20 protein-coding genes, 1 tRNA gene and 1 pseudogene are annotated in these 21,891 nt (G+C 40.1%); 11 read left to right on the top strand and 11 right to left on the bottom strand.

The features are described from left to right. Window positions 1-41 precede the first annotated feature (41 nt). Window positions 42-380 (top strand): preprotein translocase subunit SecG, encoded by a 339-nt coding sequence (gene secG, locus L4F91_RS07030; RefSeq protein ID WP_250349781.1) that lies wholly within the window; start codon window positions 42-44, stop codon window positions 378-380. Between the two features lie 15 nt (window positions 381-395). Then, window positions 396-481, top strand: a tRNA-Leu gene (locus tag L4F91_RS07035). A 243-nt stretch (window positions 482-724) separates the two neighbouring features. Here the strand turns inward: L4F91_RS07035 and L4F91_RS07040 are convergent. Next, a complete protein-coding gene (locus tag L4F91_RS07040) occupies window positions 725-1,864 on the bottom strand; it encodes an NADH-dependent flavin oxidoreductase (RefSeq protein ID WP_395895649.1) in 1,140 nt (379 codons plus the stop codon). A 206-nt stretch (window positions 1,865-2,070) separates the two neighbouring features. Between L4F91_RS07040 and L4F91_RS07045 the strand changes: the two genes are divergently transcribed. The 5 genes and pseudogenes from L4F91_RS07045 to L4F91_RS07065 all read left to right on the top strand — a co-directional run. Next, window positions 2,071-3,027, top strand: coding sequence for an ABC transporter permease (locus L4F91_RS07045; protein WP_395895651.1), 957 nt, complete (start codon window positions 2,071-2,073; stop codon window positions 3,025-3,027). Beyond that, complete coding sequence (locus tag L4F91_RS07050; protein ID WP_265777919.1) at window positions 3,020-3,988, top strand: iron chelate uptake ABC transporter family permease subunit; 969 nt, start codon at window positions 3,020-3,022, stop codon at window positions 3,986-3,988. The genes L4F91_RS07045 and L4F91_RS07050 overlap by 8 nt, the downstream gene beginning before the upstream one ends. Then, window positions 3,979-4,752: an ABC transporter ATP-binding protein gene (locus tag L4F91_RS07055; RefSeq protein ID WP_395895653.1), complete on the top strand. Its 774-nt coding sequence runs from the start codon at window positions 3,979-3,981 to the stop codon at window positions 4,750-4,752. Before L4F91_RS07050 ends, L4F91_RS07055 begins: the two co-directional genes overlap by 10 nt. 14 nt (window positions 4,753-4,766) lie before the next feature. Further along, on the top strand, window positions 4,767-5,681 hold the full coding sequence (locus L4F91_RS07060) for a siderophore ABC transporter substrate-binding protein (RefSeq protein ID WP_395895656.1): 915 nt from the start codon (window positions 4,767-4,769) through the stop codon (window positions 5,679-5,681). A 135-nt stretch (window positions 5,682-5,816) separates the two neighbouring features. Beyond that, window positions 5,817-5,933 (top strand): annotated as a pseudogene (locus L4F91_RS07065) (hypothetical protein); the annotation flags it as partial. A 70-nt stretch (window positions 5,934-6,003) separates the two neighbouring features. Here the strand turns inward: L4F91_RS07065 and L4F91_RS07070 are convergent. The 10 genes from L4F91_RS07070 to seqA form a co-directional block, all read right to left on the bottom strand. Further along, window positions 6,004-7,491, bottom strand: a complete 1,488-nt coding sequence (locus L4F91_RS07070) for a carbon starvation protein A (protein ID WP_250349776.1) — start codon at window positions 7,489-7,491, stop codon at window positions 6,004-6,006. Between the two features lie 270 nt (window positions 7,492-7,761). Next, complete coding sequence (gene dnaX, locus L4F91_RS07075) at window positions 7,762-9,852, bottom strand: DNA polymerase III subunit gamma/tau (RefSeq protein ID WP_395895658.1); 2,091 nt, start codon at window positions 9,850-9,852, stop codon at window positions 7,762-7,764. 21 nt (window positions 9,853-9,873) lie between these two features. Beyond that, on the bottom strand, window positions 9,874-10,416 hold the full coding sequence (apt, locus tag L4F91_RS07080; RefSeq protein ID WP_395895660.1) for an adenine phosphoribosyltransferase: 543 nt from the start codon (window positions 10,414-10,416) through the stop codon (window positions 9,874-9,876). Window positions 10,417-10,497: 81 nt separating this feature from the next. Beyond that, complete coding sequence (lpxM, locus tag L4F91_RS07085; protein ID WP_395895662.1) at window positions 10,498-11,451, bottom strand: lauroyl-Kdo(2)-lipid IV(A) myristoyltransferase; 954 nt, start codon at window positions 11,449-11,451, stop codon at window positions 10,498-10,500. A gap of 10 nt (window positions 11,452-11,461) precedes the next feature. Then, window positions 11,462-12,226 (bottom strand): TSUP family transporter, encoded by a 765-nt coding sequence (locus L4F91_RS07090; protein WP_250349772.1) that lies wholly within the window; start codon window positions 12,224-12,226, stop codon window positions 11,462-11,464. A gap of 22 nt (window positions 12,227-12,248) precedes the next feature. Then, a complete protein-coding gene (mepA, locus tag L4F91_RS07095) occupies window positions 12,249-13,106 on the bottom strand; it encodes a penicillin-insensitive murein endopeptidase (protein WP_395895664.1) in 858 nt (285 codons plus the stop codon). Further along, on the bottom strand, window positions 13,103-14,185 hold the full coding sequence (aroC, locus tag L4F91_RS07100) for a chorismate synthase (protein ID WP_250363377.1): 1,083 nt from the start codon (window positions 14,183-14,185) through the stop codon (window positions 13,103-13,105). Before aroC ends, mepA begins: the two co-directional genes overlap by 4 nt. A gap of 21 nt (window positions 14,186-14,206) precedes the next feature. Beyond that, window positions 14,207-17,521 (bottom strand): mechanosensitive channel MscK, encoded by a 3,315-nt coding sequence (mscK, locus tag L4F91_RS07105; protein ID WP_395895667.1) that lies wholly within the window; start codon window positions 17,519-17,521, stop codon window positions 14,207-14,209. A gap of 1 nt (window position 17,522) precedes the next feature. Next, a complete protein-coding gene (menE, locus tag L4F91_RS07110) occupies window positions 17,523-18,929 on the bottom strand; it encodes an o-succinylbenzoate--CoA ligase (protein WP_395895668.1) in 1,407 nt (468 codons plus the stop codon). A gap of 11 nt (window positions 18,930-18,940) precedes the next feature. Then, complete coding sequence (gene seqA, locus L4F91_RS07115; RefSeq protein WP_395895670.1) at window positions 18,941-19,573, bottom strand: replication initiation negative regulator SeqA; 633 nt, start codon at window positions 19,571-19,573, stop codon at window positions 18,941-18,943. Between the two features lie 79 nt (window positions 19,574-19,652). On the opposite strand from seqA, the gene L4F91_RS07120 reads away from it, so the two are divergent. The 4 genes from L4F91_RS07120 (at window position 19,653) to fur (ending at window position 21,852) form a co-directional block, all read left to right on the top strand. Next, window positions 19,653-20,438, top strand: coding sequence for an alpha/beta fold hydrolase (locus L4F91_RS07120; RefSeq protein WP_395895672.1), 786 nt, complete (start codon window positions 19,653-19,655; stop codon window positions 20,436-20,438). Window positions 20,439-20,564: 126 nt separating this feature from the next. Beyond that, window positions 20,565-20,852 carry a LexA regulated protein gene (gene ybfE, locus L4F91_RS07125; RefSeq protein ID WP_250349765.1) on the top strand — a complete coding sequence of 96 codons (288 nt, stop codon included), beginning with the start codon at window positions 20,565-20,567 and terminating at the stop codon, window positions 20,850-20,852. Window positions 20,853-20,854: 2 nt separating this feature from the next. Further along, entirely contained in the window at window positions 20,855-21,382 is a 528-nt protein-coding gene (fldA, locus tag L4F91_RS07130) for a flavodoxin FldA (RefSeq protein WP_115249319.1), read from the top strand. A gap of 29 nt (window positions 21,383-21,411) precedes the next feature. Next, a complete protein-coding gene (gene fur / locus L4F91_RS07135; RefSeq protein WP_395895675.1) occupies window positions 21,412-21,852 on the top strand; it encodes a ferric iron uptake transcriptional regulator in 441 nt (146 codons plus the stop codon). Window positions 21,853-21,891 lie beyond the last annotated feature (39 nt).

A 21,891-nucleotide genomic window follows, 5' to 3' on the forward strand; every position in this document is an offset into this window, starting at 1 on the left:
CGCCCGTTAATTTTTGGTATCCAATAACAAGAGAAGAAATAATGTATCAAGCACTGTTAATTATCTACTTAGTTGTATCTGTTATTCTTATTGGTTTCATTTTAATCCAACAAGGTAAAGGTGCAAACGCAGGTGCTTCATTTGGAGGCGGTGCATCAGGTACAGTATTTGGTGCAAGTGGTGCAGGGAATTTTTTATCCCGTACAACCGCAATCTTAGCAGTCATCTTCTTTGTTACTAGCCTTGCTATTGCTAACATTAACTCTCACCACGGTGAGGTAAAACAAGGAAAATTTGATAATCTTTCACAAGTTGCAGAAAAAATTCAAGAACAGCAACCAAAAGTGGAAGAAAAACAAAATTCAGATATCCCACAATAATCTAAACCGAATTTTGCTCTGATGGTGGAATTGGTAGACACGCTATCTTGAGGGGGTAGTGTCCATAGGACGTGCGAGTTCAAGTCTCGCTCAGAGCACCATAACACTTAACTAAGCCTTTCGTAATCACTCGAAAGGCTTTTTTAATGCCTGTAATTTCAAGGTTTTAGCCTATTTTGCTTATCGTAACTAACCGTAGCTAATTGAGTTAAAGGGCGGATCGTAGTAACTATAATGGTAACTATGAACAGAATATCGTTACGATCTCATTTTTAATAGTGACTAAAAGTACACCGCACTTAATGGATATAAAAATAGCACTCATACCGAGTGCTATTTGCGTTTTAAATATCTACAGGTTGCCAATCTTGCCCTTTCACTGGTGGTAACCAAGGGCTGCCTTTTATACATAAAGACCATAAATAATCAGGTATGCGATAATGATCTGGCTGCTCAGGATCAAGTGCGGTGATAATTTCTTGCGTTTTTCCTTGGGCAATTAACGTCGCAAGATTTGGGTTAATCATTATAGACTTACCCACACCAACAAACTCTACCCATCCTGTATTCAAGGCGCCAACAAGCTGTTCTGCGCTGAATAAATTTCCCACTCCAATAAGCGGTAAACGGCCATTTAGACGTTGATGAATTAATTCAAGACGGGCAGAATTAGTATCCGCACCACGGCGAGCCTTTTTATAAAAATCCCACAATGACACGTGTAAATATTGTAATGGCTTCTCAGCTAAAGCGGACACCAATTCAAGCGTGTCTGTCATTGTTAATCCATTCTCACCCGGCTCTTCTGGCGATAAACGATAGCCAATAATGAATGCTGGGCATTGATGTTTCTCACGCATTGCATTCACTGCATCGATCACTGCAAGTGGGAAACGCAAACGATTTGTCAAATTCCCTCCCCACTCATCGGTACGTTGATTACTTTGCTTAGAGAAAAATTGCTGAATTAAATAACCGTTCGCCCCGTGAATTTCTACCCCATCAAACCCCGAGCGAATAGCAAGCTCTGTGGCGAAAGCAAAATCTTGAATAATTTGCAAAATCTCTTCTTGAGTCAACGCCCTTGTTTGTGTGTCAGGATCTGCTGAGGGAGCCACTTTCTCTTTTCCATTCAATAATTCAGATAGCGCTAATTTTCCGCCGTGATGAAGTTGCAGAATGGCTTTTGCACCTTGCTGTTTAATAATCTCCGCAGTTTTACTTAAACTTTCCAAATGAAATTCATTTAACGCTTCTGGCTGTCCTTGAAATGCCTTACCATTTTCTGACACCAATGTTGCTGCGGTAATAAACATTCCCATATTTTCTGCACGCCCTTGCAAAAATTGAGCCTCTTGGCTTCCTAATGTGCCATCAGGGTTTGATGCAAAATGGGTTAAAGGGGCAACCACTAAACGATTTTTGATTTCAACATTGTTATTCAAAAAATACGGTTGAAATAACGCTGAAAATTGCTGTTCCATTCGATTCCTCATTCATTTATTTATAAAATCTTTTCTATCATACGCGCCAAATGATAAGAAAAATAGTGTTTTCCCTTACAAGAGGAAAATTTAATAAATGTGAGGGATTTTTGCACCGCACTTTGATTTTTCTTTGCTCTTCAACGCTGACGTGATAACATTCAATATAATTATGCTAATTATTCTCATTTTTAAAATCTATTAATATGATTAAACGCCGTTATTTGTTTATCTTATTATTGTTACTTTCGGGTATTTCCCTCTTTTTAGGCGTAAGTACCGTTAATTTGCAAGGATTACTCAATTTTGATGCTCAGCAGTGGCAAATATTTTTGATTAGCCGCTTGCCCCGTTTAGTCAGTATTTTGATTGCTGGGGCATCATTGAGTATTTGTGGATTGGTTATGCAGCAGTTAAGCCGTAATCGGTTTGTTTCCCCAACCACAGCTGGTACGATGGATAGCGCAAGGCTTGGCATTTTAATTGCAATGTTACTGTTTCCTTCTGCTTCAATGTTACTCAAAACAAGTGTTGCAATTCTGGTTTCTTTTTGTGGCACATTGTTGTTTATGACGTTGCTTTCTAAGCTGAAATTTAAAGATAGCATTTTTGTGCCGTTAGTCGGCATTATGTTTGGCAATATTATTAGCGCTATCACCGCATTTATTGCCTATCAACAAGATTTGTTACAAAACCTTTCTGGTTGGTTGCAAGGTGATTTTTCCTTAGTAATGGCTGGGCGTTATGAAATGTTATATTTCAGCATTCCAGCATTGGTGCTTGCTTATCTTTTTGCCAATCGTTTTTCCATTGTAGGAATGGGGCAAGATTTTGCAGTCAATCTTGGTTTGAACTATCAGCAAGTGCTTTATTTAGGCTTAGCCATAGTCGCAACGGTATCATCGATCATCATTGTCTCGGTGGGGGTTATCCCCTTTCTCGGACTGATTATTCCCAATATTGTTACCCTTTATTTGGGGGATAATTTGAAAAAAGTGCTGTCTCACACCGCACTTTTAGGTGCTGTTTTTGTGCTGTTTTGCGATATTCTGGGGCGCACGTTGATTTATCCTTACGAAATTTCCATTAACGCCATTGTGGGCGTATTCGGCAGTGCCATTTTTCTTTATATGCTGTTAAAACAAAGGGTTCAAAATGGTTAAGCACGTTTACGATCCTAAAAAATCATTGATTTTACTGAGTATTTTCGCATTACTTAGCATAGTGCTGTATGTGTTTTATCATCTCCCTACTCGCTGGGAATATGCCTTATATAACCGCGCTCTTGGCGTGCTTGCTATTGTAATGACAGGTGTGGCAATTGCACTGGCTACGATGATCTTCCAAACCATTGTAAATAATCGCATTTTAACGCCGAGTATTTTAGGCTTGGATAATCTGTATTTGCTCATTCAAACCCTGATTATTTTTCTCTTTGGTTCAAGCACATTAACCTCAATGAACCCCATTGTATTATTTTTTGTTTGCACCAGTTTGATGATGTTATTCGCACTGGGTCTCTATCGTTTTTTGTTTAAAAATGAACAACAAAGCCTGTTTTTCTTGCTTTTAGTGGGGATCATTTTTGGCACTTTTTTCCAAAGTTTAACTTCTTTTATGGAAGTACTCATCGATCCCAATGAATTTCAGATCGCACAAGACATCGGCTTTGCCAGTTTTAACCGTATCAATCTTGATATTTTATGGATCGCGTTAGCTGGCTTACTCGCCACAATACTTTATACCCTACGCTATGTGCGTTATTTTGATGTGCTTGCCCTTGGGCGTGAACAAGCAATTAACTTAGGTGTGGATTATCCCGCGATCACTAAGAGATTACTCATTGTTGTGGCAATTTTAACGTCAATTTCCACCGCACTTGTTGGACCTTTAACCTTCTTGGGCTTATTGGTGATGAATGTTACCTTTGAATTTATTCGTACTTATCGCCACACAATATTAATCCCCGCCGCAATGCTGATCGCCGTGATCACCCTTGTTTTCGGGCAATTACTGGTTTCCCAAGTCTTCACCTTTAACACCACCTTGAGCATTATCGTGAACTTTGTTGGTGGCGTCTATTTCCTTTATCTGTTATTAAGGACAAATAAAAAATGGCAATAGAGATTAAAAATATTAATAAATCTTATGGTACTAAAAAAGTCGTAGATAACCTTTCGGTTACCATTCCGCAAGGTAAAATTACCTCGTTTATCGGCCCAAATGGTGCAGGAAAAAGCACGGTGCTTGCCATTATCAGCCGTTTACTGCGTGCAGATAGCGGCACGGTAAGCCTAAATGGGGTGCCATTACATCAGCAAAAAAGCAGTGACATTGCTAAACAACTTTCTATTCTAAAACAATCTAATCACATCAACTTGCGTTTAACGGTGGAAGAATTGGTTGCCTTCGGGCGCTTTCCTTATAGCCAAGGAAATTTAACCAAAAACGACCGCACTTTTATTGATAATGCGATTGCCTATATGGATCTAGGCGAGTTTCGTCATCAATATATCAACCAGCTTAGCGGTGGGCAGCGCCAACGTGCCTATATCGCAATGACCTTGGCGCAAGATACAGATTACATTTTGCTTGATGAACCACTGAACAATTTAGATATGAAACATTCCGTCCAAATTATGCAAGTGCTACACAAGCTCACCACCGAATTGAATAAAACGGTAGTCATTGTGATCCACGATATTAATTTTGCCTCTTGTTATTCTGATTACATTATTGCAATGAAAGACGGCAAATTAGTTCATCAAGGGGACGTTGCCACAATGATGCAAGAACCCATTTTAGCGAGCATTTACGATATGCCAATCCCAATTCAACAAATTAATCAGCACAAAATTGCTGTGTATTTTCGACATCAATCAGCTTAATACAGGAGTATGCTATGAAAAAAACCTTCTCAACCCTTGCCCTCAGTCTTTGCGCCTTACTCGGCGTTGCCAGTGCGAATGCAGCGGATATTACCGTAGAAAATGCAGCTGGCAAACAAGTTGTGCCACAAAATCCTAAGCGTGTTGTGGTGCTTGATTTCTCAGCTGTGGATACCCTTCGCGCGCTAGGTGCAAAAGATCGCATTGTTGGCATCAGCAATGCCGGCAAAGTGCCTGAATATTTAAGCGAATTTAGCAAAGAACATTACGCGAGTGTTGGCGTGCCACCAGAGCCTGCGTTTGAGAAAATCAATGATCTTCACCCAGACCTTATCATCGCCACCGGTCGCCAAGAAAAAGTATTGGATCGCTTAAAAGAAATTGCGCCAGTCTTTTTTGTTAAAGTGGACTACAATAATTTCTATCCAAGTTTTCAACAAAATATCCACGCATTTGGACAAATTTTTGATAAACAACAAGTGGCAGAGGAAAAACTGGCACAGCTGGACAAACAAATGAAAGCCCTTGCAGAAAAAACCAAAGGCAAAACCGCCCTACTTGCTTTAGTCAATGAAAGCCGTATGAGTGCTTTTGGTGAAAACTCTCGCTATGGTATCGTTTATAGTGGTTTTGGCTTCACCCCTATTGATAAAAATATTAAATCCTCCACCCACGGAATGAGCATTGGGTTTGAATATGTGCTAGAAAAAAATCCAGATTATTTATTGATCGTGGATCGTACTGCAGCCATTACGGACAAAGCCAATAATGCCCAAACCGTGTTAGATAACGCTATTATTCACCAAACTCAAGCGTATAAAAATAATCATATTGTTTACTTAAATGCCGCAAATTGGTATTTAACTTTCGGTGGTTTGGAAAGTATGGGGATTATGATCGATGAAGTAAAAAGTGCGGTGGAAAAATAGGGCATTTTTTATCACAAACAATAAACTATGAATTCCCCCTTTTTAAAGGGGGAATTTTTTATCTCACATTACATTACCTCTCGCACCTCAACTTTACGATTTTCATAACGAGATTTTGTACAGGCATCAGCAGTCGCAATCGCCGCTCTTGCTGCTTCCCCTGTGAGTAATTTCTCAAATTCCTTACTTGGCTGCATACCGTGCATAATGTCATTGAGCTATTTGCGTTCTTTCCAAATGATAGGAAAATAACTTATCTAAACGTGAGAATAAAAAAACCGCACTTGGTTTCTCAAGTGCGGGTGAATTTTGTGGAGTTTTTTTAGCTTCTGACTGTTTCAGAATCAGGATCACCATTGGAAATTGGTTTTAACAAGGTGAAGAAGCAAATGATCGCTAATAGTGTTAAGCCTGTGCCTACCCAAACAGACACATCGTAGCTTAAACCTAAGCCAATTTTTGCATAAGCAAGGAAAGTGGCAGAAACCATTGTCATAAAGATGGCTGGAATTGTACAAATCCAGTGGAATTTATGATAGCGATATAAATAAGCCGCGGCTGTCCATAACATAACCATTGCGGTCGTTTGGTTTGCCCAGCCGAAGTAACGCCAAATTACTTGGAAATCGAGTTTAGAAATGATGAAACCTAGTACGAATAATGGAATAGCGATCATTAAACGTTTAACTAAATTACGTTGATCAATTTTGAAAAATTCCGCGATAATCAAACGTGCAGCACGGAATGAGGTATCACCAGAAGTGATTGGTAATACCACCACACCAAGCACCGCTAAAATACCACCGAAGTAGCCCAGCATATGGGTGGCGGAATCATAAACCACTTTTGATGGTGTACCTGCGGTGATTGCATCATTCATTAGTGCTGGGCTATCGTAGAAAGTTAAGCCTACTGTACACCAAATTAAGGCAATCACCCCTTCGCCGATCATCGCACCATAGAAAACAAAGCGACCTTCTTTTTCATTTTCCATACAACGTGCCATCAATGGAGATTGTGTTGCGTGGAAACCTGAAACCGCACCGCAAGCAATGGTAACGAAAATCAATGGCCAAATTGGTAAATCTTTTGGATGCATATTTTCAAAGAATTTCGAGAAACTCATCTCGCCAACAGTATGGAATAAGGCTTTGTCTTCAAATAATAAGGCAAATAACATTCCAAAAGACATAAATAGCAATAACGCACCAAACAATGGATAAATGCGCCCAATAATTTTGTCCACTGGCACTAAAGTAGCAATGATGTAATAACCAAAAATAATTGCTGTCCAAACTAATAATGTGCTTTTCGTTTCTAGGTTGAACATTTCACCGACATTATCCACTGTTAGATTGGTTAATAAGCTGGCTGGTGAAATGACGAATACAACCCCAACAAGAATTAACAATACAAGCGCAAGGGCATTCATAAAATGCTTAACTGGCGCACCTAAATATTTACCCGCAAGGTTAGGCACTGATTGTCCCCCATTGCGAACACTTAACATTCCACAGAAATAATCGTGTACGGCGCCTGCAAAAATGCAGCCAAAAACGATCCATAACATCGCAACAGGTCCATATAATGCCCCAAGAATTGGACCAAAAATTGGCCCCGTTCCTGCAATATTTAATAATTGGATAAGCCAGATTTTCTTTTTAGACATCGGCACATAATCCACGCCGTCAGCCATTGTGTGAGCTGGGGTTGCACGGTTTGGATTGATCTTAAAGACACGCTCAACCACAGAACCGTATAAAAAGTAGCCCAATAAAAGCAAGGCTACGCAGGAGAGAAACCATAACATAAAGAACCTCATAAAAATTAAACATAAAATTTCGTGCGGAAGTTTAACAAGAGTAAATCTGATGTAAATATATTGTTGCAGTTTATGTGATCTTCCGCACAGTTTTTATTCAAGGATTGATAAAAAAGATCAGTCAATCCGATCCTTATACTTCTTTATGGGTATTTCTCGTGGTCAATATAACAATGAAGTGATGATTTTTTAAGCGAAAAAATGCCCTAATTTATCACCGCACTTTATTTTTTTAGTCATAAACTGCGTTTTAGATGATTAAACTGGACGAACACTATCAAGTGCCAATACGCCATCAAATTCTTCGCAGAAGCGCTGTAAACGTTCATCTGCTTGTAAATTTTCTCGCGCCTGTTCGCTTAACTCTTGGTAGATTTGTTTACGGTAGTCCATTGGGGTGAGCTGTTGGAGATCTGCATTAGTTTCCACAGAAATTGTCACATCTTGCTGATAAAATTGACTTAAGGCTGTTTGTAACTGAATGCGAAGTTTTTCATTATTCAGATGCAATTTATCTCGGCGCAAGCCTAGCTGAATTTGGTTTTCACTCTGGCTTAAAATTACGCAATTCATTGCCATTTGTTTTGCTAAACCTGAAATAGCTAACTGTTCGATAATATCCGTCCATTTATCCTGCGCTTTTGCCATAGTCAGTACTTTTTCTTTTAGTTCTGGCGTTGTATTTTCTAAAATGGCTTTGCGAATTTCTGACGGACTTGCATTATCCTGTTCTTCTGCCATTGCTGGATTGCTCCAGTTCCAACGGTAGTTTTCAGCTAAATTGAGATCATCTTCCTGATCAAGATCAGCAGAAAAATCTGGCTGATTTTGCACCGCACTTTGAATGACAGGCATATCCATTGGTGGTATCTCTGCTTCTAGCGGTTGAGGAATTGATGGCTGAGAAATCTGCTGATGGATAGATCGCCCAGTGTTTTTCTGCTGGCTAAATTTGCGTTCTACCACAGGGAGATCCGTCACTTGATTGGTATTAGTGTTTTTTTTTTCGCTCGTTACAGGGGAAGAAAGTTGATCCAATGCATCCATCACTTCTAACGCTGCATTACTCATCGCAGAAGATGGACGATTTGATGTTGAATGTCCTTGTGGTTGCGCAACAAATTGCGTTGTTTTTGATTCTGGATGTGCCTTAAATTGTTGCGATACCACGGGCATTTCCACTAATTTTGTGTGATTTTGTACCGCACTTTGCACTGAATTCTGGGAGGAATTCACTTGTTCCACTGGCTGCATTTCAGGCGCTGCTTGGATCAGTTTAGGATGAAAAGCCAACGCACGTAGTAAAATCATTTCTACGCCCATTCGCTGAGTTGGTGCAAAGGAAAGCTCTTTCTGTCCGTTTAAGATAATTTGATAGAAAAATTGTACATCTTCTGGTGGAAGGTATTTTGCCAAAAAGCCAATATGGCTTTCATCACTAATTTGCGCCTGTGGTAGCAATTGACACATTGCAATTTTATGCAGGTTTTCTGCCACAGCTTTTAACAATTCGTTCCAATCACCGCCTTTTTCCGCCACGGCTTGAATTGCTTTCATTAAGCCTTCGCCATTACCTTGCTGTAAGGCATACAAAATATCAATAGGCTGACTATCATCGAGTAAGCCAAGCATTGTGTTTACCACATCAAGGGTAATATTTGCGTTGCTCATTGCAATAGCTTGATCTGTTAAGCTTAGACTATCACGGATACTGCCTTGTGCGGCTTTCGCTAATTTTTCAATGGCAAGCGGTTCAAAAGGGATCTTCTCTTGCTGTAAAATAAAGGCTAAATGATCGGCAATTTGTTGTTGATCAAGTGCTTTAAGATGAAATTGAATACAACGCGATAAAATAGTAATCGGTAACTTCTGCGGATCTGTGGTTGCCAGTAAGAATTTGACATATTCAGGCGGTTCTTCAAGGGTTTTCAGTAACGCATTGAAAGAATGACGAGAGAGCATATGCACTTCGTCAATTAAATACACTTTATAACGCCCTTGCACCGGTTTATATTGCACGTTATCAAGCAGTTCACGGGTGTCTTCTACCTTAGTACGTGAAGCCGCATCAATTTCAATAAGATCGATAAAACGCCCTTCTTCAATGGCTTTGCAATGCTCACAAACCCCACAAGGATTCGCTGTTACCCCTTCAACACAATTCAACCCTTTTGCGAACAAGCGAGCAATCGAGGTTTTCCCCACGCCACGCGTTCCCGAAAAAAGATAGGCGTGATGTAAGCGATTTTCATTCAATCCGTTAGCAAGTGCAGTAAGAACAGGTTTCTGTCCTACTACATCGGAGAACTTTTGCGGTCGCCATTTTCTTGCTAATACTTGATAACTCATTGCTTGCTCGCTTAGGATAAATTAGTGTCCGTCAAAATTCACTAAGGAAAATGGCGTTACCCCTAAATCACGTAACCGTTGTTCACCACCGAGTTCAGGTAAATTAATGACGAAAGCGGCATTTTTCACTTCCCCACCTAAACGTTCAACCAATTTCACGGTAGCTTCTACCGTCCCCCCCGTGGCTAATAAATCATCAATAATCAACACGTTATCGCCTGATTGAATAGAATCAGTGTGAATTTCTAAGGTATCTTGACCATATTCTAATTGATAGGATTGGGCAATCGTTTCACGGGGTAATTTACCTGGTTTACGCACTAATACAAAAGGAACATTTAACGCTAATGCCACGGGTGCGCCAAAAATAAAACCACGGCTTTCTGTGCCAATAACTTTATTGATCCCTTTGTCTTTGTATTGCGCCACGATTAAATCAATGGTTGCCTTGAACGCCTGTGGGACTTCAACGAGGCTTGTAATATCACGAAAGATAATGCCTTCTTTCGGGTAGTTTGGAATAGATTTGATCGATGATTTAATCAGTTCTAATTGTTTGTTCATTTTCTTACCTAAAGTGCGGTCAAATTTTCGACCGTTTTCTATAAAAAAGAGCGGCACGCATATTACCACAGATTATTTAATTTAACGATAAATATCCGCACCATCTTTTCGGGTTTTTAATAAACGCAAAATCCATACATATTGCTCTGGCGTTGGGGTAACAAATTGCTCAATTTCTTTGTTCATTTCCCGTGCCATTTGCGCGGGATCTTCGCTGATTGGCATTGGTGGATGAATTTCCATTTCATATTTGCCCCGCTCTGCGTTATAACGAGGAAACATTGGGATCACCACGGCTTTAGCAAGTTTTGCCATTTTATTCAGCCCCGGTAAAGTGGCTTTATAAGTGGCAAAAAAATCAGCATATTCACTTAATTCTTCGCCATAATCTTCATCGGGCAAATAATACCCCATTTCGCCTTTTTTGACCGCATTAAGAAAAGGTTTGATCCCATTTTGACGAGCGTGCATTTTTCCGCCAAAACGCTGACGTGCCATTGTCCATAGCCAATCCACTAAGGGATTACGATGTGGATTATACATCGACGTCATTGGCATTCCATAAGTATGTAAAATAATACCCGAAGCATCAATTGCCCAACCGTGTGGCACCATTAAAATAATATTATGACCTGCCGATTTGGCCTGCTGAATAACGTCTAAACCAATAAATTCACTGCGTTGCTGCAAATGTTTTTTGGAACGCAATGCAATTTCCCCAATGCCAAGCATCACTTGGCTCACGGTGATGAACATTTCATCAATCACCTTTTCGCGTTGCTCTTCTGTCCAATCAGGAAAGCAATATTGTAAATTCACGCTCGCTCTATGACGTTGTTTTTTTGCTTTTTGCGCTACAATTAAACCAATTTTCGCCGCAAGCTTATCCCTTAAACGAAAAGGTATAAAGGCGAATAACGCCAAAGCCAAAATACCTAGCCAAACAGCCCAATATTTTGGCAATAAAAACGCCCATTGCCATTTGGGATCATAGCCTATGCGCGCGGTTAAACGTACATCATCTTGTTGTGTCATAAATCCTCAACTACCCAAACCAGCCTTGATCATAGGCCATTTTAGCCGTCATAATGAAAGACATCATCACCACCATCGGACGAATTAGCTGTTTACCTTTGCTTAATACCATTTTCGCGCCTAAGTTTGCGCCAATAATCTGTCCTAACATCATTACCAGCCCTGCTTCCCACCAGATTTGTCCGCCAATCAGAAATAACAAAAGTGCGGCAATATTTGAGGTAAAATTTAATACTTTGGCGTGAGCAGTCGCTTTAGCAAGATTAAAACCCAATAAGGTTACAAAAGCTAAACTCAATAGTGAACCTGTTCCGGGGCCGAAGAAACCGTCATAAAAACCGATCCCAAATCCCGCACTAAAGGCAAACGTTGCGTAAGAAATGCGTTTATGGCGATCTTCATCGCCCAAATTTGGCGTAAATAAAAAATACAGACCAATTGCGAGGACTAAAAAGGGGATAACCTTTTTAATCAATGCACTATCAACGAGCTGAATAAGTAGCGTGCCAAACACTGCGCCGATAAATGTCATCAGCACCAGTAACCAAATGGCACTTAAATCTACCGCTTTTTTACGTAAAAAATAAAAACTTGCGGAAAAAGATCCGCCACAAGCCTGCAATTTGTTTGTGCCTAATGCCATTGCTGGGGGGATGCCTGTCATCAATAATGCGGGGATGGTGATTAAGCCACCACCACCTGCAATAGCGTCAATAAACCCCGCAATTAATGCGACAACAAATAATAAGGCAATAAGGTTGAGGCTGATTTCCATTTTTCGTTCCTATCTCGAAGGATTATTCCAACCATTCACTTTGGTTTGGTGAGCTGCTCACTTGCTGGCATAAAAAAGGTTCAGCTGGACGTGGTTTGGGCTTTACACTGCCTGTTGATGGTTTGGCAGGTTTAAACCAAGAATATAATTCTTCACCACAGCCTTCACCCGCAGGAATGGGGGCTTGATTTTCACAATATTTAGCGCCTTGCGGACAAGTTAAACGAACGTGAAAATGCGAATCGTGGCCAAACCAAGGACGGATTTTTTGTAGCCAGCTACGATCCCCGCGTACCGTTTGACAAAGTTTCACTTTAATCGCTGGATTGACAAAAATACGTGCTACTTGCTTATCTTGTGCGGCTAGACGGATTAGATTGACGTGATTTTCTGTCCATACAGAATCATCAACACGCTGTGCTTTACGATCCACCACTAACAAGCCCATTCCCGCTGGGTTTTGTGCATCTTTATCGGATAAACGTCCTAAGCGTAGCCAAATATCCGCATCCAAGCCCATTTGATGGCTGGCGTGTCCAGTAAGAAAACGTCCGCCCCCCGGCATCGCAATATCGCCGATAAGCATTGTTGGAATCCCCGCTTGCTTCACTTTTTTACCTAAGCGCTGTAAATAGGCAATCATATCAGGGTGTCCATAATAACGGTTTTTACTTGTCCGAATCACTTGGTATCCTTCCCCATTAAATGGCAAGGGTTTAGCTCCAATGATACAGCCATTACTATATGAGCCAACTGGTTCAGGTTCACCTGAGATCGGACGTTTTACTTTTTGCCAATATTCTGGACTAGCTATGACACTGCTAGTCGAAAAAATGCCACAAAAAAGCACCGCACTGACTAATTGAATTAACTTTTTCATTTACATTGAGCCTTAAATCTTAATAGGTGATCGAGTAAAACAATGGCGGTCATTGCTTCTGCAATCGGCACGGCACGAATCCCAACACAAGGATCGTGGCGTCCTTTGGTGATAACTTCCACGGCTTCATTATTTAAATTGACGGAGCGTCCCGCAATGGTGATGCTAGATGTTGGTTTTAGTGCAATCGTCGCAATAATGGGTTGTCCAGAGCTGATCCCACCCAAAATACCACCTGCGTGGTTAGAACAAAAACCTTCTGGCGTCATTTCATCGCGGTGCTGCGTGCCTTTTTGTTCGACCACCGCAAAACCATCACCAATTTCTACCGCTTTCACCGCGTTAATGCCCATTAAGGCGTGCGCCAAATCCGCATCAAGGCGATCAAAAACCGGTTCACCTAAGCCAACTGGCACATTTTCTGCCACCACCGTTAATTTAGCACCGATTGAATTGCCTTCTTTTTTTAGTTCACGGATTAATTCATCAAATTTTTCCACCGCACTTGGATCTGGGCTAAAAAAGGGATTACTGTTTACTTGTTGCCAATCAATTTGTGTAATGTCCTCTACGGTTTTGGGATCGATATTTACTGAGCCAATTTGTGAGAGATAACCACGTACTTCAATGCCAAAATGTTCACGTAAATATTTTTTCGCAATTGCCCCAGCTGCCACTCTCATCGCGGTTTCTCGTGCAGAAGAACGTCCACCTCCACGATAATCACGCAAACCGTATTTTTGTTGATAAGTATAATCAGCGTGCCCCGGGCGGAAACGATCTTTAATTTCACCATAATCTTGTGAGCGTTGATCGGCATTTTTGATGATCATTCCAATGCTCGTACCTGTGGTTTTTCCTTCAAACACCCCAGAAAGAATTTGCACTTCATCATCTTCTCGTCTTGCGGTGGTATAGCGAGAGGTGCCGGGTTTACGGCGATCTAAATCAGGTTGGATATCCTGTTCAGATAACTCAAGCCCCGGTGGGATACCGTCCACAATACAGCCCAAAGCAATGCCGTGCGATTCGCCAAAAGTGGTTACTCGAAAAAGTTGTCCGATGCTGTTTCCTGCCATTATTTTTCCTTCTGTTATTCCTTATGATTTTGCTAAATTTTCTGACATAATTTGTACTTCTTGTGCCGTTGCTTGATTTTTAATAAAGACATCAAGTTGATTAAAGGCGATTTCTACATTATGTGCGGCAAAGAGTTCATCAATTCGACGATTGAGATGATCGATCGTCATCGTTCTTTCATTAAGATTGCCCACATAAACCCGTAGTTCATGATCTAATGTACTTGCACCAAAGACAAGGAAGTATGCCATAGGCTCAGGATCTTTCAACACATATTCACATTCATCTGCCGCTTGTAATAATAAACGTTTAACTAATTCCAGATCCGATCCATACGCTACGCCCACGTTAATCACCACACGAGTCATCGAATCTGTTAATGCCCAGTTAATTAAACGCTCTGTCACAAAGGCTTTATTTGGCACAATCACTTCTTTTTTATCAAAATCAATTAATGTGGTTGAGCGGATACGGATTTTTGAAACCGTACCAGAATATTCTCCAATCGTTACCACATCACCAATGCGCACTGGACGTTCAAATAAAATAATAATCCCTGAAATAAAGTTAGCAAAAATTTCCTGTAAACCAAAACCTAAACCAACAGAAAGTGCGGCAAATAACCATTGTAATTTAGACCACGACATTCCCAGCACGGAAAAAGCCGCCCCACCGCCTAATGCAACGATAAAATAAGTTAATAATGTGGTAATCGTATAAGGGGTACCCTGTGAAAAACTCACTCGAGAGAAAATTAAGACTTCCAGCAAACCCGCGATATTTTTAACGATCGCATAAGTCCCTATCAAGATAATTAAAGCAAATAACAAATTAAGTAACGTTATTGATTCGGTTACCGTTCCTGAATCTGTCGTAACTTGTTGCTGCCATAAGGTTACGCCTTCAAGATAATAAGCTACGGTAATAAGATCTGACCAAACCCAATAAAATAAACCAAATAAGCTCACCCAAAGTAATAGATCAACGATACTTTTTACTTGGCTCTTGACTTGTGAAATATTCAATACTTCTTCTTGTTGAATTTCCGAATTTAGCTCATTATCACTATTCTCTTCTTTTTGCGCTTGCATTTGCTCACGCTTTTCTAATAAACGGCGATAAGATAATCGACGTGCTGACACGGTAAAACTACGATAAATCACATCTTTTGCGATCATCCAAAGCACCAATACAAAATAAGAAGACATTAAATGTTCCATCAAATTAAGTGCGGTGTAATAGTACCCCATTATAATCAACACAATTAATGCTATCGGCGCAATCACAAGTAAAATACGAGCAAATTTAAATAAATAGCTCCGCTCACCTGCTTGTTCTTGGGTTTTCTGATAAATACTTACCGCATAGCGTAAACGTGGCCCTACGATAAAAAGGGAAATCACTAAAATTGAAATGGTTAGCACTTCCCCGATCACATCATTCGTAATCCCCGTGTCTAAATGGGTAAAAATCGAGGCATTCAGCCATAACGCATAGATCCAAACTGAACGTTTAGAAACGGAATAAAATAGCTGTACATTATATTGCGGCATATTAAAGTGACGATAGGCTAATCCATTTGGGCGTAGCATTGCCAAAATAAACGCAAAGAACAACCAATACCCCGCCATTTTTAAAGACCACAACCAAAACGGTTCTGGATTTTCAAAACAGATTGACGCAATTAAAATTAAAAGAGAAAGAAAAATCAGTGTAGAACGCAAACATAAGATTAACGTCCATAAAATCGCCTCGGGGGTATAATGCTGGCGTTCACCTCTTAATGTATTGATTTTACTGTTAATATAAGCCAGACGTTGGGTGATTTTTTCTTTACGCCACTGAATCAATGCTGCCAAAAGCAAAAGTAGAATAACTTGTAAAACCGTTGGCACGAAGTTATCTTTCCAATTCGCGAAATTGATCAAACTTTTAATATCTTGCAACTGGTATTTCACTTTTGGCAAGAAATTAGTAAACCAATCCATATCCAACGGTGGATTACTTCTCACCCAGAAACTTTGCTGTTGTAATTTGCCCTGCAAAGCATCACTAATTGCCGTAACCTGCTGTTGGTTTAACTCAATATTAATCGCTAAATTTAGCTGATTATTCAGGTTCGTAATGGAATCTGACAATAATTTACGCCGCTCTTGTAAAATTGCAGTCAGCTGATTTTTTTCATCGTCCGTTAAATGTGTGTTCGCGTTTTTTTCTAAACTGACAATGTAGCTTTGGGTATCATATAAATTATCGCGCAACTCAGTTAAATCAAAAATTTGCACACGTAAATCCGTAATCTGCTTTGCCAGCCCACGAATCATTTGATCTTGCGGTAAAAGTTGCTTTTGCTTATTGATAATACGTGAAAGCACTAACGTTCCTTGTAACGCACTAATTTGCTCGTTAATGTTTCGCTCTGTTTGTTGCAAATTATCCAGCACACTTTTTATTCGTAAGCTATCTTGTGATAGCACATTTAACTGCGCCGTCTGTTTTACCAAATCTTGGCTAATTCGCACATTTTGGTTTTGTTGTTCAACAATGATAGGATTGCTATCTTGCACATTCGTTTGCGATTGTTTTAACTGCTCTGCCTGCTCACGGGTTTCTTGCAAATTCTTTTCATTAATCACTTCTTGTAGCATTGCTAATTTTGTTTGCAACTGCTGCTGCATCAAGGTTTTTTGCTCTAATTGAATGGTATAAAGCGAAGTCAAATCATTATTGCCTTGCAATAACATTTGATTATAGCTGTTTTGCAAGCCGATCAACGCCAGCTCTGTTTCGAGCTTATTTTTTTCTACGGAATCTCCCGTACTAATGCCAAAGAGTAATTTATCAATTTCTTGTGAACGAATTAAATTCGCGCTCAATGCAGACTGCGCACGTTCAGGTGCGGCGCGTTGGCTCACTAACTGAGCATTAATTGCACCCAAATCCGCTTGGATTTGCTGTAAATGTTGCTGAGTAGCCATAGATTGTGTTTGCAACTCAGCCAACGATAATTTCTCAAACGCTTTTACCGTAACAGGTGAGGCATTTTTTAATTTATCTACCGCCGCCTGTAAAGCCGCAACCTGACTAGGGGCATTCTCCACAGATTGACTTAATGATGCGTTATCCGCTTTTTGCTTTTCAATATTTCCAAGCAACGTGAGGGTTTCTTCAAGATTTTGCACCAAGATTTTATTATTGACATCCGTTTGATCGGCCTCTTTTGCCGCGGCAAGCTGTGTTTGAATATCCGCTTCTTTTGGTAAATCTGCCCAACTTGCAGAAGTCCAAGCCAAGGACAGAAAAAAGATCGCCCAAATACGTTTAATTATTTTCATTTTATTTTCCTAGTAATTCTTTTAAAGCCATTTTTAACGCATTACGCGAAATTTTAATCGTTCCCTGTTGCTGGCATTGTGCCACATCTAATGGAAAATAGTGTATCGGTTGTTTAAATTTTTCTAATCGCGAGGCAAGCCAAATTCGTAAATTTTTCACCGCACTTTGGCTAAATTCATCAATAAACTCAACCATTGCCACAGGGCGTTGCCCAAATTCCATATCCTCCACAGGCAGGATAACGACTTGTTTTACCTTAGGATAATGCAAAATAACCCGTTCAATTTCTTCAGGCTGAATATTTTCTCCGCCTGAAATAAACATATTGTCTAATCGCCCTAAAACGCATAGCTCATCATTTTGCCATTCACCGAGATCTTTGGTGTGAAGCCAACCATCCTGTTGAACCAAAGGCAATATTTCACCCTGTTGCCAATAACCTAGCCCTAAGCCTGCACCACGCAAACAAATTTCTCCCTCAATCAGCGCAAGTTCTCGACCTTTGAGGGGGAAGCCCACACCACGATATTGATCGCTTTTTTTCGCACAGACTGTGGATGCCATTTCTGTCATTCCATAACCAGAATAACAAGTCAGACGATATTGTGCCGCCTGCTGCGTTAAGGCAAGGGGAATATGGCTGCCCCCTAATAAAATGTGCTGAGTCTGTTCAGTCTGTTCAGAACGTTGTTGCAAATAAGTGAGAAAGCGTTGCAATTGTGTTGGCACAAGAGATAAATGTGAAACCTCAGCCGCGGCGGAATAAAAATTCTCATTCGGTAAATGCAATCTTGCTCCCGCGTGCAACCAGCGCCATACAATACCTTGCCCTGAAACGTGATATAACGGTAAAGAAAGCAACCACGCATTTTCTGCCCCAAATGCCATTAATTTGCACACGCCTTGCGCATTATCCAAATGTCCTTGCAGGCTATGCACCACCGCTTTAGGATTACCCGTTGAACCAGATGTGAGTGTCATTGTCGCTGGACGATTGGGATCATAAGCCGCCGTGCAATTTTTTTTAGCTTGCGAAGCCGTAACGGATACAACAAGTGCGGTGCAATTTTGCAATATTTTTTCGCCCTTAGGATCATAATAAAAATGCACATCCGCATTTTCACATAACTGGACAATCTTTTCTTCTGGAAAAGCAGGATTAATCCCCAACACTCTCGCGCCCAGTTGAATCCCTGCTAAATAGGCAAGTAAGAGCGCAAAACTATTTTTTCCGCATAAGGCAATCCCCTCACCAACATTCACTCCTTGCTGAGAAAATGCCTGTGCCACAGTATTAATTTTTTCACTCAGTTGCTGCCAAGAAAAAAGTTCGCCTTGCTCATTGCGCAAGGCTACTTTATGTTGATAATCAGGCTGGGCGGCATAATGTTGCCAAAGATATGTCATTGTAATGCCAATTAATTTACCGTGAAAAATGTGCGCACTTCGTCAATCAATTCTTCTGGCAAGTGCATTGATTGCATTGCACCTTCCAACATTAACATTTTACGCCCACTATTCGTATTGGTGATCACCCAATATGGCGTATTAGGAATTTGTTTTGGCTTAGTGTGATTCCCCGCCATTAACAACGTCCCCTCATCACGGGCAAAGTACACGCGCGTACGCCCTTGTAAGGATTCCGTAGCCTGTGCAAAACTTTCTGGATTGGTGCGATAAAGCACGCGTAAAATAGCCAAGAAGCGCACCACTGCTTTGCTTTCTTGCTGAAAATCAGCGGACTGGATCAACTCACGCACCTTGCTAACCACTTTTTGGATCGCCTCATCAGATTGCTTTTTCGTTGCCACTTTTTCTTTTGCGGCTGGTTTTTCTTCCACTTTTTCATTATCTCGTGCTAATTCGTTGGAAATTTCCACCGCACTTTGATTATCAGCAGAAAGGTTTGGTACAAAGGTCACATTATGATCAGTACGCACCGCAGGAAAATTGAGTAAACGGCGTAAAATATCAGAAGCACTTTCACCGATAGATCGGGTTTGGCTGGCTATGTATTGATAAAGTTCTTCATCTACTTCAATAATTTTCATTTTTTCTCTCCAGTTGCTTGATCTCTTTACGCTTTTGCAACATTATAACGATTTATTTTCAAATACTCACGCAAAAATTATGTCGCAAACGCAATTACTCAATTTTCAATTTCATCAATTAAAACAACCTACTAGCAACCCAACCTTAGTGTTTATTCACGGATTATTTGGCGATATGAATAATTTAGGGGTAATCGCCCGAGCCTTTGCGGAAAATTACCCTATTTTACGCCTAGATTTACGCAATCACGGACAGAGTTTTCATTCTGAATCAATGAATTATGATTTAATGGCGGAAGACCTATTAGCCACTATTGAACATTTAGATCTTAAACAGGTGATCTTGATCGGGCATTCCATGGGGGGAAAAACTGCGATGAAAGCGGCAAGCCTTCGCCCTGATTTAGTGAAAAAATTGATCGTTATTGATATTGCGCCAATGAAATATGGCGAACACGGACATAATAGCGTATTTGATGGCCTTTTCGCCGTAAAAGAAGCTCACGCAGAAACACGCCAGCAAGCCAAACCAATATTAGCTCAACACATACCAGAAGAAAGCATTCAGCAATTTATGTTGAAATCCTTTGATGCACAATCTACTGAAAAATTTCGCTTTAATTTAACCGCACTGAAACAAAATTATTCTCACCTTATGGATTGGCAAGATTGTTTTTATCCCAACCCGACTCTATTTATCAAAGGTGGACTGTCTGATTATATTCAGCCTGAATATAGCAAGCAGATTTTAGCCCAATTCCCCCAAGCCAGCTCCTTCACCATTAACGGCAGTGGACATTGGGTACACGCCGAAAAACCTGACGCGATTATTCGCATTATTCAGCGTTTTTTAGATAGCCAATAACAATCTCACCAATCAAAGGTTGAGGGTTTTAATCAACTATGAATTGTGATATAGTTCGCGGCGATGAGTAGTTGTAGCTTATCATTCTCAATTAGCTACATTTTAACCAGTTCAGTGATTTGAAAAATGGCAAAACAAGATGCAGATTGCATAACCTTAGATCTGTTTGCTAACACACCCAAAGTGGGACGCCCAAAAACAAATCCGCTGACCCGAGAACAACAACTCCGTATCAACAAACGTAATCAACTTAGACGGGATAAATCCTGCGGTTTAAAGCGTGTTGAGCTGAAATTGCATACGGATATTGTTCAACAATTGGAAGATTTAGCGTCTGTACAGCGTGTTAGTCGTTCAGAGTTAATCGTAACGATTTTACAAGAATATTTTAAATTTCAAGAAAATAGGAAATAAAAATGGCTATCGTTGGTTTATTTTATGGTAGTGACACGGGCAATACTGAAAACATTGCACGAATGATTCAAAAACAATTAGGCTCAGAAGTGGTAGATATTCGTGATATTGCCAAGAGTACAAAAGAAGATATTGAAGCCTATGACTTTTTAATGATTGGTATCCCAACTTGGTACTATGGTGAAGCCCAATGCGACTGGGACGACTTTTTCCCAACCTTAGAAGAAATTGACTTCACAGATAAATTAGTTGCCATTTTTGGTTGTGGTGATCAAGAAGACTATGCAGAATATTTCTGCGATGCAATGGGAACAGTACGTGATATTATCGAACCAAAAGGTGCGATTATTGTCGGTCATTGGCCAACGGAAGGTTACACTTTTGAAGTTTCACAGGCACTCGTTGATGAAAATACATTTGTAGGTCTATGTATTGATGAAGATCGTCAGCCAGAACTGACTGCTGAACGTGTTGAAAAATGGACAAAACAAGTTTTTGATGAAATGTGTTTAGCTGAGTTAGTTGAGTAACCCACCAAGAGCAAAAGAAAGGAAACATTATGTCTGAAGAAAATATTAAACTTCTTAAAAAAGCAGGGTTAAAAATTACCGAGCCACGCTTAACGATTTTAGCGTTAATGCAAGAACATAGTATGTCACATTTTTCTGCAGAAGATGTTTATAAACTATTGCTTGAACGCGGTGAAGATATTGGCTTAGCAACGGTTTACCGTGTACTTAACCAATTTGATGAAGCAAATATTCTCATTCGCCATAACTTTGAAGGAAATAAATCCGTTTTTGAACTTGCACCGAATGAACATCACGATCATATTATTTGCGTGGATTGTGGCAAAGTCTTCGAGTTTAATGACGAGATCATTGAACAACGACAAAAACAAATTAGTGAAGAACACGGTATTAAATTAAAAACACACAGTTTATATCTTTACGGTAAATGTAGTGATATTGATAACTGTGATGAGAAAGAAAAGAAATAATTACGCTTCTAAAAACTAAGCAAAAAATCACCGCACTTT

The organism is Avibacterium sp. 20-126, from assembly GCF_044358625.1.
Lineage (GTDB): Bacteria > Pseudomonadota > Gammaproteobacteria > Enterobacterales > Pasteurellaceae > Avibacterium.

Bases quoted from the DNA above. Each gene is read 5' to 3' on its own strand.
- secG (WP_250349781.1), top strand. From the start codon at position 42: ATGTATCAAGCACTGTTAATTATCTACTTAGTTGTATCTGTTATTCTT.
- L4F91_RS07040 (WP_395895649.1), bottom strand. From the start codon at position 1,864: ATGGAACAGCAATTTTCAGCGTTATTTCAACCGTATTTTTTGAATAAC.
- L4F91_RS07045 (WP_395895651.1), top strand. From the start codon at position 2,071: ATGATTAAACGCCGTTATTTGTTTATCTTATTATTGTTACTTTCGGGT.
- L4F91_RS07050 (WP_265777919.1), top strand. From the start codon at position 3,020: ATGGTTAAGCACGTTTACGATCCTAAAAAATCATTGATTTTACTGAGT.
- L4F91_RS07055 (WP_395895653.1), top strand. From the start codon at position 3,979: ATGGCAATAGAGATTAAAAATATTAATAAATCTTATGGTACTAAAAAA.
- L4F91_RS07060 (WP_395895656.1), top strand. From the start codon at position 4,767: ATGAAAAAAACCTTCTCAACCCTTGCCCTCAGTCTTTGCGCCTTACTC.
- L4F91_RS07070 (WP_250349776.1), bottom strand. From the start codon at position 7,491: ATGTTATGGTTTCTCTCCTGCGTAGCCTTGCTTTTATTGGGCTACTTT.
- dnaX (WP_395895658.1), bottom strand. From the start codon at position 9,852: ATGAGTTATCAAGTATTAGCAAGAAAATGGCGACCGCAAAAGTTCTCC.
- apt (WP_395895660.1), bottom strand. From the start codon at position 10,416: ATGAACAAACAATTAGAACTGATTAAATCATCGATCAAATCTATTCCA.
- lpxM (WP_395895662.1), bottom strand. From the start codon at position 11,451: ATGACACAACAAGATGATGTACGTTTAACCGCGCGCATAGGCTATGAT.
- L4F91_RS07090 (WP_250349772.1), bottom strand. From the start codon at position 12,226: ATGGAAATCAGCCTCAACCTTATTGCCTTATTATTTGTTGTCGCATTA.
- mepA (WP_395895664.1), bottom strand. From the start codon at position 13,106: ATGAAAAAGTTAATTCAATTAGTCAGTGCGGTGCTTTTTTGTGGCATT.
- aroC (WP_250363377.1), bottom strand. From the start codon at position 14,185: ATGGCAGGAAACAGCATCGGACAACTTTTTCGAGTAACCACTTTTGGC.
- mscK (WP_395895667.1), bottom strand. From the start codon at position 17,521: ATGAAAATAATTAAACGTATTTGGGCGATCTTTTTTCTGTCCTTGGCT.
- menE (WP_395895668.1), bottom strand. From the start codon at position 18,929: ATGACATATCTTTGGCAACATTATGCCGCCCAGCCTGATTATCAACAT.
- seqA (WP_395895670.1), bottom strand. From the start codon at position 19,573: ATGAAAATTATTGAAGTAGATGAAGAACTTTATCAATACATAGCCAGC.
- L4F91_RS07120 (WP_395895672.1), top strand. From the start codon at position 19,653: ATGTCGCAAACGCAATTACTCAATTTTCAATTTCATCAATTAAAACAA.
- ybfE (WP_250349765.1), top strand. From the start codon at position 20,565: ATGGCAAAACAAGATGCAGATTGCATAACCTTAGATCTGTTTGCTAAC.
- fldA (WP_115249319.1), top strand. From the start codon at position 20,855: ATGGCTATCGTTGGTTTATTTTATGGTAGTGACACGGGCAATACTGAA.
- fur (WP_395895675.1), top strand. From the start codon at position 21,412: ATGTCTGAAGAAAATATTAAACTTCTTAAAAAAGCAGGGTTAAAAATT.